The 12,677-nt window shown below is 70.1% G+C and carries 7 protein-coding genes and 1 pseudogene; 6 read left to right on the plus strand and 2 right to left on the minus strand.

Features of this window, described 5'->3' with window-relative positions; genetic code table 11:
* Positions 1–215 precede the first annotated feature (215 nt).
* The 4 genes and pseudogenes from BM290_RS34370 to topA all read left to right on the plus strand — a co-directional run bounded on the left by BM290_RS34370 (position 216) and on the right by topA (position 7,163).
* Positions 216–2,627 (plus strand): sodium-translocating pyrophosphatase, encoded by a 2,412-nt coding sequence (locus BM290_RS34370; RefSeq protein ID WP_093620101.1) that lies wholly within the window; start codon positions 216–218, stop codon positions 2,625–2,627.
* Between the two features lie 98 nt (positions 2,628–2,725).
* Complete coding sequence (locus BM290_RS34375; protein ID WP_093620102.1) at positions 2,726–3,256, plus strand: hypothetical protein; 531 nt, start codon at positions 2,726–2,728, stop codon at positions 3,254–3,256.
* A gap of 4 nt (positions 3,257–3,260) precedes the next feature.
* Positions 3,261–3,557, plus strand: a pseudogene (locus tag BM290_RS51135) (hypothetical protein); the annotation flags it as partial.
* 780 nt (positions 3,558–4,337) lie between these two features.
* Complete coding sequence (gene topA / locus BM290_RS34385) at positions 4,338–7,163, plus strand: type I DNA topoisomerase (protein ID WP_093620104.1); 2,826 nt, start codon at positions 4,338–4,340, stop codon at positions 7,161–7,163.
* 53 nt (positions 7,164–7,216) lie between these two features.
* On the opposite strand, the gene BM290_RS34390 is transcribed toward topA, so the two are convergent.
* Positions 7,217–8,515 (minus strand): D-arabinono-1,4-lactone oxidase, encoded by a 1,299-nt coding sequence (locus BM290_RS34390; RefSeq protein ID WP_093620105.1) that lies wholly within the window; start codon positions 8,513–8,515, stop codon positions 7,217–7,219.
* A 115-nt stretch (positions 8,516–8,630) separates the two neighbouring features.
* Here BM290_RS34390 and BM290_RS34395 point away from each other — a divergent pair, with 115 nt between their 5' ends.
* A complete protein-coding gene (locus tag BM290_RS34395) occupies positions 8,631–9,260 on the plus strand; it encodes a TetR/AcrR family transcriptional regulator (RefSeq protein ID WP_093620106.1) in 630 nt (209 codons plus the stop codon).
* Positions 9,261–9,267: 7 nt separating this feature from the next.
* Here the strand turns inward: BM290_RS34395 and BM290_RS34400 are convergent, their stop codons facing one another.
* The gene (locus tag BM290_RS34400) at positions 9,268–10,473 is read right to left on the minus strand and encodes an amino acid deaminase/aldolase (protein WP_239143915.1); all 1,206 of its coding nucleotides are present in this window, start codon (positions 10,471–10,473) and stop codon (positions 9,268–9,270) included.
* Between the two features lie 97 nt (positions 10,474–10,570).
* On the opposite strand from BM290_RS34400, the gene tmk reads away from it, so the two are divergent.
* Complete coding sequence (gene tmk, locus BM290_RS34405) at positions 10,571–12,673, plus strand: dTMP kinase (protein ID WP_373871128.1); 2,103 nt, start codon at positions 10,571–10,573, stop codon at positions 12,671–12,673.
* Positions 12,674–12,677: the final 4 nt, after the last annotated feature.

A 12,677-nucleotide genomic window follows, 5' to 3' on the forward strand; every position in this document is an offset into this window, starting at 1 on the left:
GATCCACACCGGCCTAACACAGCGGCGATCATCACCGCGACACGGCTGGTGCGACATGTGACGACCACCACGTAAGCCCTATACAGTACGCGAGTTGTCAGCTACTTACCGGCCTCGCGTCCGCAGGTCTGGTCGGTCGTTCCCCACTCCCCGGGGAATGCGCCCGGGTGGTCTCGTCCGCCTCCCGGACGCCATCGGTGTACAGGAGGACATTGATGTCCGGAGACTCGATAGACCTTGCCGCCGAGGGTGGCGGAGTTTCCCTGAGCGGCTCGAACGTCACATTCGTCATCGTCGCGCTGGTGTTCGCCCTAGTGGCGCTCGGTTTCGCCGCCGCGTTCGTCCAATCGGTGCTGCGTACCGCGCGCGGCACACCGAAGATGCAGGAGATCGCCGGCGCCGTGCAGGAGGGCGCCTCGGCATACCTGTTCCGGCAGTTCAAGACTCTCGGCATCTTCGTCGTCATCGCGGTCGTCCTGCTGTTCCTCCTACCGGTGCACGAGACCGACAACGAGACCTGGGTCAAGATCGGCCGCTCGCTGTTCTTCATCGTCGGCGCGGTGTTCAGCTCGTTCATCGGCGGCGCCGGTATGGCGCTGGCCACCCGGGCCAACCTGCGGGTCGCAGCCGCGGCCGGCGAGCAGGGTGGCCGGGAGAAGGCGATGGGCATCGCCTTCCGCACCGGTGGTGTGGTCGGCTTCCTGACCGTCGGCCTCGGCCTGTTCGGCGGCGCGCTGGTCGTGCTGATCTTCCGCGGTGACGCGCCGACCGTCCTGGAGGGATTCGGTTTCGGCGCCGCGCTGCTGGCCATGTTCATGCGGGTCGGCGGCGGCATCTTCACCAAGGCCGCGGACGTCGGCGCGGACCTGGTCGGCAAGGTCGAGCAGGGCATCCCGGAGGACGACCCGCGCAACGCGGCGACCATCGCCGACAACGTGGGCGACAACGTCGGCGACTGCGCCGGCATGGCCGCCGACCTGTTCGAGTCCTACGCGGTGACCCTGGTCGCGGCGCTGATCCTGGGCTCGGCCGCGTTCGGTCAGGACGGCCTGATCTTCCCGCTGATCGTCTCCACGATCGGTGTGCTGATCGCGATCATCGGCGTCTTCATCACCCGGCTGCGGGCCAGTGACCGCAACGGCCTCACCGCGATCAACCGGGCGTTCTACATCTCGGCCGCGATCTCCGCGATCGCGGTGGCCGTGGTCAGCTTCGTCTACCTGCCGAACAGCTTCGCCGGCTTCGGCGACGCGGGCATCGACGAGGAGATCCTGAACAGCGGTCAGAACCCGCAGCTCGTCGCGGTCGGCGCGGTCGTGATCGGCATCGTGCTGGCGGCCGCCATCCAGGCGCTGACCGGCTACTTCACCGAGACCAACCGCCGCCCGGTGCAGGACATCGGCAAGTCGTCGCAGACCGGCCCGGCCACCGTCATCCTGGCCGGCATCAGCGTCGGCCTGGAATCGGCGGTGTACTCGGCGATCCTGCTCGGCGCGGGCGTCTTCGGCGCCTTCCTTCTGGGCGGGTCGTCGCTGACGCTGTCGCTGTTCGCGGTGGCGCTGGCCGGCACCGGTCTGCTCACCACGGTCGGCGTGATCGTGGCGATGGACACGTTCGGCCCGATCTCGGACAACGCGCAGGGCATCGCCGAGATGTCCGGCGACGTGGACGAGCGGGGCACGCAGATCCTCACCGAGCTGGACGCGGTCGGCAACACCACGAAGGCGATCACCAAGGGCATCGCGATCGCGACCGCCGTCCTGGCGGCCACGGCGCTGTTCGGGTCGTACACCAACAGCCTGGCCAGCGCGCTGACCGAGGCCGGCGTGACGAACGTCGGCACCGAGATCCTGGCCCAGTTGAACATCTCCAACCCGCGCAGTCTGGTCGGCCTGCTGATCGGCGCGGCGGTGGTGTTCCTCTTCTCCGGTCTGGCCATCAACGCGGTGTCCCGCTCGGCGGGCGCTGTCGTGATGGAGGTCCGTCGCCAGTTCCGGGAGTTCCCGGGCATCATGGACGGCTCGCAGCGTCCGGAGTACGGCCGGGTCGTCGACATCTGCACCCGGGACGCGCAGCGGGAGCTGCTCACGCCCGGTCTGCTGGCGATCATGGCCCCGATCGCGGTGGGTTTCGGCCTGGGCCCGGGCGCGCTGGCCGCCTACCTGGCCGGTGCGATCGGCACCGGCACGCTGATGGCGGTCTTCCTCTCCAACTCCGGCGGCGCGTGGGACAACGCGAAGAAGCTGGTCGAGGACGGCTCGTACGGCGGCAAGGGCTCCGAGGCGCACTCCGCCACGGTGATCGGTGACACGGTCGGTGACCCGTTCAAGGACACCGCCGGCCCGGCGATCAACCCGCTGCTCAAGGTGATGAACCTGGTCTCGCTGCTGATCGCCCCGGCCGTGGTGACCTGGAGTTACGGCTCGGACGCGAACACACCGCTGCGGGTCGGCGTGGCGATCGTCGCGGTCGCCATCGTGACCGCGGCCGTGGTCTGGAGCAAGCGCAAGCCGATCGCGATCGGTGACGACAGCGCCTCGGCCTCGGCCGCCGGCGCCGCCGACACCGCCCGCGCGGTCCAGGACGCCCGCACCACCGAGGCGCCCCGGATCAAGGACAACGTCTGAGGTAGACACCGGCGAAAGGCACCCGGGGGACCGGGTGCCTTTCGTATTGCTCCGATCGAGGCGTGTGGAGTGTCCTGCCGGAGTCGTACCCTGCTTCCATGCGCGCGGTCCGACCGATCTCCTTTGCCCTCCTGCTGGTGCTCGCCGCACCGCTGGCCGCCTGCTCCGGTCAGCCCGGCGCGCACGCCTGGGCCGCGCTGGTGTGCACCACGCTGAGCCCCTGGCGCAGCGAGATCGACACCCTCACCAGCCGCACCCAGCAGCAGATGACCAGCAAGACCACGCCCGGCCAGGCGAAGGAGAATCTGGCGCGCCTCTTCGACGGGGCGGCCACGGCGAGCGAGAAGGCCCGGGAGGGCGTGGAGAAAGCGGGTGTCCCCGACGTGGACAACGGGAAGGCCATCGCCGACGGTTTCCTGTCCTCGCTGGCCGGCATCCGCGACGCCTACGGCCACGCGCGCACCGGCATCGAGGGCCTGGCCACGGCCCCGTCCCAGGCCTTCTACGACGAGGTCGGCAAGGTCGTGGCACAGCTCACCACCGACTACGAGCGCAGCAGCCTGGACACGACGAACCTGGAGTCGGTCGAGCTCAGACAGGCCTTCGACACCCTGCCCGAATGCCAGTGACACGATGACCGAGACCGGCTGGCCGCTGATCCCGCGCGAGGTCCTTCCCCCACCGGTGCCGGTGGCGAAGCGGACCTCTCCGCGTGGCGTGCCCGGCCCGCCGGGCGGCCGCCAGCTGTCGATGTTCGGCGCCGAGACGACCGAGCCGTCACCCGCCGATCTGGCCGGCCTGCTGGCCGGTCCGGGCCGTCTGGGCAGGATGGGGGGCACGGCCCGCGTCTCGGTCCGGGTGGATGCGGCTTGGCGGGTGCATGTCCTGGTCGGCGAGTTGGTCGCCCGGGGCCTGACGGCCACGTGGGAGCCGATCGAGGAGGTACGCATCGTCGACCTCGCCGCCGCGAAAGAGGCGATCATCACGTCCGAACCCCCGTCGACGGAGGAGGAGCCCGGCGACACGGCCGGGTCCGGCGCCCCGGACGACGATGCCCGGCCCGGCGACGGCGTCGGCGACGAGCGCCACGTCGACGCCGGTCAGGCCGACGGCGACCCGGTCGACGGGCCCGCGGAGGACGGTGATCCGGGGGAGCCGGAGCCGCCCAAGCAGGTCTTCGAGGTGCGTACCGCGTACTCCCGAAGGTTGAATGCTCTTGCCCGCGCCTGGCCGGACGCATCCGCGCAGCTCTTCCTCTCCGGCCCTCGTCTGCGGCTGTGGGTGGCCGCCGCCGGCGGCCCGCGCCCGGGTGGCTGGGTGCTCGGCCTGGACCCGGCCAAGGACCGTCACGCGGTGGAGGCCGCGCTGGTCCGGGCCGGTCTGGCGGGCCGGGTGTCGGAAGACGGACGACGCTACCTCATCTCGGGTGCACGGAGGCTGCGCCGGCTGGCCGAACTGGTCGGGGAACGCCCCTCAGCAGCCCCGGAGGAATTCTGGCCGGGCGGCATAGTTGCGTGATCTTCCGGGATTGTGTCCGACATAACACCGTCTTCCCGGTGTACGGTGTCGCGGTCAGACGCATGCGGTGGCCGGACCGTTACCATCCGACTGCGGGCTTCCCCGGGAATGCAGTCTTGTCCGGCGCGTTACGTTGAACGTCTGTGCTCCGCCGGGCGGAGCGGGGAGTGCTGAGGCCAAATAAGGAGTGCCGTGCCGAGTGACACCAGGACGACCCGTCTGGTCATCGTCGAGTCCCCGTCGAAGGCCAAGACGATCGCCGGTTACCTGGGCCCCGACTATCTGGTCGAGGCCTCCGTCGGCCATATCCGCGATCTGCCGCGCAACGCCGACGAGGTCCCCGAGGAGTTCAAGGGCCAGCCGTGGGCACGGCTCGGCGTCGACGTCGACAACGGCTTCCACGCCCTCTACGTGATCTCCGAGGGCCGCCGGCAGCAGGTGGCCAAGCTGAAGCGGCTGGCCAAGGAGGTCGACGAGATCTTCCTCGCCACCGATGAGGACCGCGAGGGCGAGGCCATCGCGTGGCACCTGGTCGAGACGATCAAGCCCAAGGTCCCGATCAAGCGGATGGTCTTCCACGAGATCACCAAGCCGGCCATCCAGGCCGCGGTGGCCAACCCCCGGGACATCGACCGGTCCCTGGTGGACGCCCAGGAGGCGCGCCGCATCCTGGACCGGCTGTACGGCTACGAGGTCAGCCCGGTCCTGTGGAAGAAGGTGATGCGCGGCCTGTCCGCGGGCCGTGTGCAGTCCGTCGCCACCCGCATCGTCGTCGAGCGCGAGCGGCAGCGGATGGCGTTCCGCTCCGCGGAGTATTGGGACATCCTGGCTCACCTGGCTGTTCAGGGCCAGGTCGAGGGCCCGCGCGCGTTCAACGCCACGCTGATCGCGCTGAACGGTGACCGGATCGCCACCGGCAAGGACTTCGAGCCCACCACCGGGCAGCTCAAGGCCGGTTCGACGGCCGTGCAGCTGGACGGTGACGGCGCTCGCGGGCTGGCCGCCCGTCTGGAGGGCCGCCCGTTCCAGGTCACCCGGGTCGAGGAGAAGCCGTACCGCCGCCGGCCGTACGCGCCGTTCATCACCTCCACGCTCCAGCAGGAGGCGGCCCGCAAGATGCGCTACTCCTCGCAGCAGACGATGCGCACCGCGCAGAGCCTGTACGAGAAGGGCTACATCACCTACATGCGTACGGACTCGGTGAACCTCTCCGAGACCGCGGTGGCCGCCGCCCGCCGGCAGATCGCCGAGCTGTACGGGCCGAGCAACGTCCCGCCGCAGCCGCGCAAATACACGACGAAGGCCAAGGGCGCGCAGGAGGCGCACGAGGCGATCCGCCCCGCCGGGGACAACTTCCGGACCCCGGGCGAGGTGGCGAACGAGCTGAGTGGCGACGAGTTCCGGCTCTACGAGCTGATCTGGCGCCGTACGATCGCCTCGCAGATGACCGACGCGGTCGGTAACTCGATCAGTGTCCGGATCCGCGCGACGACCGCGGCCGCCGAGGAGGCCGACTTCGCCGCCTCCGGCAAGACGATCACCGACCCGGGTTTCCTGCGGGCCTATGTGGAGTCGTCCGACGACGAGAACGCCGAGTCCGACGACGCCGAGCGCCGCCTGCCCAACCTGGTGAAGGACCAGCCGCTGACCGCCGACCAGCTGAACGCGACCGGCCACAACACCACACCCCCGGCGCGGTACACGGAGGCGTCGCTGGTGAAGGCGCTGGAGGAGCTCGGCATCGGCCGCCCCTCGACGTACTCGTCGATCATGCAGACCATCCAGGACCGCGGCTACGTGGAGAAGCGCGGCCAGGCGATGATCCCGTCGTTCCTGGCGTTCGCGGTGATCGGCCTGCTCGAGGGGCACTACCCGCGGCTGGTCGACTACAACTTCACCGCGGCGATGGAGGGCCAGCTCGACGACATCGCGGCCGGCGACGGCACGCAGCTCGCCTTCCTGTCGTCGTTCTACTTCGGCAGCCAGGAGGCCGGGGCGGACGACGACATCGCCAAGGCCGGCGGCCTGAAGAAGATGGTCACCGAGAACCTCAGCGCGATCGACGCCCGCGAGGTCAACTCGATCCCGCTCTTCGTCGACGAGGAAAATCGCCGGGTCGTCGTCCGGGTCGGCAAGTTCGGGCCGTACCTGCAGCGCAAGGTGGTCGACGGCGGCGAGGACGCGCCGGAGGACAAGGCCTCGCTGCCGGAGGGCATCGCCCCTGACGAGCTGACCCCGGCCCGGGTCGAGGAGCTGTTCCTGGCCGGCAACGGCGACCGGGTCCTCGGCGAGGACCCGGCCACCGGTGACGAGGTCACCGTCAAGTCGGGCCGCTTCGGGCCGTACGTGTCGGCCGGCGACCGTAAGTCGTCGCTGTTCAAGAGCCAGTCGCCGCAGACGCTGACCCTGGAGCAGGCGCTCGATCTGCTGAAGCTGCCGCGCGTCGTCGGCAAGGACGCGGACGGCAACGAGATCATCGCGCGCAACGGCAAGTTCGGGCCGTACATCTCCCGGGAGAAGGACTCGCGGTCGCTGGGCAGCGAGAGCGAGCTGCTCACGATCACCCTGGAGCAGGCGCTGGCCCTGCTGGCGCAGCCGAAGACCCGCCAGGCCCGGACGGCGAAGCCGCCGCTGCGTGAGCTGGGCGCCGATCCGGTCAGCGAGAAGCCGCTGGTGATCAAGGAGGGCCGGTTCGGGGCCTACGTCACCGACGGGGAGTTCAACGCGACCCTGCGGCGCGACCAGAAGCCTGAGGAGATCACTCTGGCCGAGGCTTCCCAGATGATCGCGGACAAGCGCGCCAAGGGCCCGGTGGTGAAGAAGACCGCCGCGAAGAAGGCGCCGGCCAAGAAGGCCGCCCCGAAGGCCGACGGCGAGGCGACCCCGGCCAAGAAGGCCCCGGCCAAGAAGGCCCCGGCCAAGCGGGCCGTCGCCGCGAAGAAGACGACGACCGCCGTCAAGAAGGCCGCTCCGGCCAAGAAGGCGGCCCCGCGCAAGGCCGCAACCGCCGCGGAGTGAGCGTGGGCCGGCTCCGGGAGCTGTCGTCGGACAGCGCCGGAGCCGGCCGGGTTCTAGGCTCCGAGGACGCGGTTCAGGTAGTCGTTGGTGAAGACCCGGTCCGGGTCGAGGCGGTCCCGCACGGCCAGGAAGTCATCGAATCGGGGGTACGCCGTCCGCAGTGACGCGGCATCCCGGTAGTGCAGCTTCCCCCAGTGCGGCCGGCCGCCCAGCGCCGTGCAGACCTCCTCGACGGCCCGGAAGTACGGCTCGTACGGCGCGCCGATGTACTGGTGCACGGCGATGTACGCGGACTCGCGGCCGTACCCGTGCGACAGCCAGATGTCGTCCGGCCCGGTGAACCGCACCTCGACGGGGAACTGCACCTTGAACGGGAGCCTCGCGAAGATCTTCGCCAGCTCGTCGAGAACCTCGGGCAGGGCGGCGCGCGGCACCTCGTACTCCATCTCGGTGAATTTGACCTTGCGCGGTGAGCAGAAGACCTCGTGGGACCGGCCGGTGTAGGTCCGCGCGCTGAGGCCGCGGGCCGAGACCGCGCTGAGCGTCGGCACCGTGGCCGGGATGCGCCGCCCCACCGCGCAGATGCCCTGCCAGACGGTGTTGGACAGGAAGTCGTCGTCGAGCCAGCCGCGGAACCGCCCGAGCGGCCGATCGTTCTCGGTCACCTTCCGGTTCCGTTTGAGCTGCGCCCGATTCGTGTACGGGTACCAGAAGAACTCCACGTGGTCGTTCTCCGGCATCCACTCGTCGAGCCCGGCCAGCACGTCGTCGAGCAGCATCGGCCGTTCGTCGGCGAGCAGGATGAAAGCCGGCACACAGCGCAGGGTCACCTCGACGATCACGCCGAGGGCACCCAGACCGACCCGCACCGCCGGGAACTCGGGCGCATCGGCGGTGTACCGCTCGACCTGACCGTTTGCGGTCACCAGGGTGACGGCCTCGACGCTGGAGGCGAGCGTGGAGTACGCGATGCCGGTCCCGTGGGTGCCGGTGGAGATCGCCCCGGCGACGGTCTGCGCATCGATGTCACCGAGATTGGGCATGGCGAGTCCGTGCTCGGCGAGGATCGTGTTCAGGGTGGACAGCGGCATCCCGCCCTGGACGGTGACCAGCTCCCCGTCGACGGCGACCAGCCCGGCCATCCGGTGCACGAACATCCGCTGGTCGTCGGCGACCGCGATGGCGGTGAACGAGTGCCCGCTGCCGACGACCTTGATCCGCCGTCCGGTTTCGGCGGCCTGCTTCACTTGAGTGGTGACCTCGTCGATGCTGCCGGGCGTCAGCACCTCGGCGATCGACTCCTGATTGCGGCCCCAGTTCGTCCACCGGCGGGCGTTAACGGGTGTAGTCATTCCGGCCTTTGTCCTCCGTCCGAGCGGACACCGTCACCCGGCGTCCCGTCGATGCGCCTCGCTCGTTGATCCGAGTAACGTTCTTCTTAATACTGCTGAGAGGGAGTGGCGACGCGTGTCGACACCAACCGTCAGCACCGGACCGCTGAGGCGGGTTCCGGTGCAGGGCAGAAGCGTTGCCCGGGTGCAGCGCATGCTCGACGCCTGCGCTGAGCTGGTGGACGAGGTCGGTTATGAGGGCTTGACCACGACGCTGCTCGCCGAGCGCGCCGAGGTCGCCATCGGCTCGGTCTACCAGTTCTTCCCGGACAAGCGGGCCATCGTCCAGGCGCTCGCGCTGCGCAACATGGACGCGTACCTGCAAAGCCTGTCCGATCGATTCGCCAGCGAGACCTTCACCCATTGGTGGGACGCGGTCGACGCGGCGATCGACGCCTACATTCACATGCACCGCAGCGTGCCCGGTTTCCGGACACTGCATTTCGGCGACGTCGTCGACCTGCACCTGCTCGACTCCGACCGCGACAACAACGCGGTGATCGCCGAGCGCCTGGCCGAGCTGCTGATCGAGCAGTTCAAGCTGGCCGACCGGGGCCGTCTGCGTTTCGCCCTGCAGATCTCGGTCGAGGCGGCGGACGCGCTGATCAAGCTGGCCTTCCGCCGGGACTCCACCGGTGACGAGTCGGTCCTGACCGAGGCGAAAGCGCTGATAAGAGAGTATCTGCACCGCCACGTCTCGGCCTGAGAGGCGCTCACCCCAGGAAGGCACGGCCTTCTCCGCGGTACGTGAGGGCCGGCGTGCTCGTCTCCCCGTCGACAAGCTGCAGCTCGTTGACGTGTTCGCACAGCTCGCCGGCCTTGGCGTGCCGGAACCACACCCGATCGCCGGGGCGCAGCCGCTCGGCGGCCTCACCCAGCAACGGGGTCTGCACCTCGCCGGCGCCCTCGTCGGACTTGAACCGCAGCCCCTCGGGCAGCCACGGGACGGGCAGGCGGGACGCCTCGGGAGTGCCGGAGGCGATCCAGCCGCCGCCCAGCACCGTGGCGATCCGCGGGGCCGGACGGCGCACCACGGACAGCGCGAAGAACGCCGCCGGTTGGGGCCGCCAGCTACGGTAGCCGTCGAAGAGCGTGGGGCCGTAGAGCCCGGAGCCCGCGGTCACCTCGGTGACGGCCGGGTCGGCGCTGGTCGCGGAGACGCTGCCGGTGCCGCCACCGTTCACGAACTCCAGGTCGGCGTGCTCCCGGACCGCGCGGACCGCTGCCGCACGCCGCTGCCGCAACTCCGGGAAGGCCCGGCTCTGCATCAGCCGGATGGCCCGGCCGCGCAGCGCCTGACCGGGTGGGTCGTCACCGACACCGGCGATGTGCGCCTCGTAACACATCACCCCGACCAGCCGGAATCCGTCCCGCTCAGCGATCTTGCGGGCCAGGGCGCCCGCTTGCGCGGCCGAATGGATCGGCGACCGGCGCACACCGATGTGCAACGGCCCGGCGGGACGCCAGGAAGCATCAAGATCAATACATAGGCGTACGGCCGGACGCGCGCCCGGCGCTGCCACCTGATCCACCACGTCGAGATGCGACGGATGGTCCACCATGAGAGTGATCGCGGCGGCCAGCTCCGGGTGTGTGGTCAGCTCCCGCAGCCCGGCCCGGTCGACAGTGGGGTACGCCACGAGCACGTCGTCGGTCACGCCGGAGCGCACCAGCCAGACCGCCTCGGGCAGCGTGTAGGCCATCACACCGCGCCAGCCGGGACGGCTCAGAACCCGTTCGAGCAGCGTCCGGCAGCGCACCGACTTGCTCGCCACCCGGATCGGTTTGTCACCCGCCCGTGCGGCCAGGCGCTCCGCGTTGTCGTCGAAGGCGGCCAGGTCGATCACCGCGACCGGCGTCTCCAGATGGCAGGTGGCCTTGTCGAGCCGCTCGCGCAGGCTGATGCGGTCAGTGAGCACGCCAGCACGGTATCCCGTCCTTGGATAACACGAAAGACATTCATCTCTGCTCCACCCGATCGTGGTTGCCCCCAACCCGTGGAAGTGGCCGGTTACAGTGCTCCGAGCACTGACCACGGGAGGTAGGGCCATCAACACGGACACGCAGCAGGACCCGGGGCCCGCCGACCTCAGCGGTCTGGCGGCGCTGCGCTCGGTTCTGCGCCTGCGCGGCTTCCGCCGGCTGTGGCTGGTGCTGGCGGCCGCCTCCTTCGGCGACTGGATCGGCCTGCTCGCCACCGCACTGTTCGCCTCCGCCCAGTTCGAGAACACGGCGGCCCAGGGCGCGGCCTTCGGCGGCACCATTGCCGTACGCCTGCTCCCGGCCCTGCTCCTCGGACCCATCGCGGGCGTCTTCGCCGACCGGTTCGACCGCCGTTACACCATGGTCACGGTCGACCTGCTGCGATTCGTCATCTACGGGTCGATCCCGCTCGCCCCGGTGTTCGGCGCCACCCCGACACAGACCGCGGCCTGGGCGACCTTCGCCACCCTGATCGGCGAGACGATCACGCTGATCTGGATCCCGGCCAAGGAGGCCGCGGTCCCCAACCTGATCCCCAAATCCCAGATCGAGGTCTCCAACCAGCTGACCCTGATCACGACGTACGGGATCACGCCGATTCTCGCAGCGCTGTCGCTCGCCGCGCTCTCCGCCGGCCTCCAGCAGGCCGGGGTCACCCTGCCGGACTGGGCCCAGCCGGTGCAGATCGCGCTCTACATCAACGCGTTCTCGCGGCTCGCCACCGCGATCGTGGTGTTCTTCGGCATCCGGGAGATCGGCGGCAAGAGCCCCGAGCGGGAGAAGGCCGCCGAGCAGAGCATGACCCGCCAGTTCCTGGAGGGGTGGAAGTTCATCGGCACCACCCCGCTGGTCCGGGGCCTGGTGCTGGGCATCTTCGGCGCGTTCGCGGCCGGCGGCGTGGTGATCGGCGAGGCCCGTACCTTCGCCTACTCCCTGGGCGCCGGCGAGGCCGCCTTCTCGCTGCTCTTCGGCTTCATCTTCCTGGGCCTCGCGCTCGGCATCGGCCTCGGCCCGATGATCGTCAAGGACCTGTCCCGGCGGCGCTGGTTCGGCATGAGCATCGTGCTCGCCAGCGGCTCGGTGATGTTCCTCGGCCTCGCCTTCCACCTGTCCATCGCCCTGTTCGGCGCGCTGATGGTCGGCGCGGGCGCGGGCATGGCGTTCCTGGCCGGCACCACCATGCTCTACGGCGAGATCGAGGACGCCATCCGTGGCCGGGTCTTCGCGGTCGTGCAGATCGGCGTCCGGACCGTGCTGTTGCTGGCCATCACCCTCGCCGGGATCCTGGTCGGTCTCGGGAGCTCCCGGCGCATCGAGTTCGGCGCCTTCCACATCGACATCTCCTCCACCCGCGTGCTGCTGCTGGTGGCCGGCGCCATCGGCATCTGGGTAGGGATCGGCTCATTCCGGCAGATGGACGACAAAAAGGGTGTCCCGGTCTTCGCCGACCTGCTCGGCTCGCTGCGCGGCCGCCCGCTCTCCCCGCCGGAGGAGTTCACCCGCTCCGGCGTCTTCGTGGTGTTCGAGGGCGGTGAGGGCGCCGGCAAGTCGACCCAGGTCACCCGGCTCGCCGAGGCGCTCAAGGCGGAAGGACGCGACGTCGTCGTCACCCGGGAGCCCGGCGCCACCGACATCGGATCCCGGATCCGAGGGCTCGTGCTCGACCGGGACAAGACCGAGGCCCCGTCGGCGCGGGCCGAGGCGCTGCTCTACGCCGCCGACCGGGCCCACCACGTCGCCACGGTGGTCCGGCCGGCCCTCGCCCGCGGCGCCGTGGTGATCAGCGATCGATACGTCGACTCCTCGCTCGCCTACCAGGGCGCCGGGCGTACGCTGCCGGTCCAGGAGGTCTCCTGGCTCTCCGCGTGGGCGACCGGTGGCCTCAAGCCCGACCTGGTCGTCCTGCTCGACGTCGACCCGGGCGTCGGGCTCAACCGGGTCGACAGCCGGGGTGAGGGAGCCGACCGGCTGGAGAGCGAGTCGCGGGCCTTCCACGAGCGGGTCCGGTATGCGTTCCTCGACCTGGCGGCCTCCGACCCCAAGCGCTACCTGGTGCTGGACGCCTCCCGGCCGCTCGACGAGATCGCCGAGGCGGTCCGCGAGCGGTTGTCGGGCGTCCTCGAACCCTCCGCCTAGGGCC

The sequence above is a fragment of the Actinoplanes philippinensis genome (assembly GCF_900113015.1).
Classification (GTDB): Bacteria; Actinomycetota; Actinomycetes; order Mycobacteriales; family Micromonosporaceae; genus Actinoplanes; species Actinoplanes philippinensis.

Coding starts and splice junctions, on each gene's coding strand:
- BM290_RS34370 (WP_093620101.1), top strand. CDS start 216: ATGTCCGGAGACTCGATAGACCTTGCCGCCGAGGGTGGCGGAGTTTCC.
- BM290_RS34390 (WP_093620105.1), bottom strand. CDS start 8,515: ATGACTACACCCGTTAACGCCCGCCGGTGGACGAACTGGGGCCGCAAT.
- BM290_RS34375 (WP_093620102.1), top strand. CDS start 2,726: ATGCGCGCGGTCCGACCGATCTCCTTTGCCCTCCTGCTGGTGCTCGCC.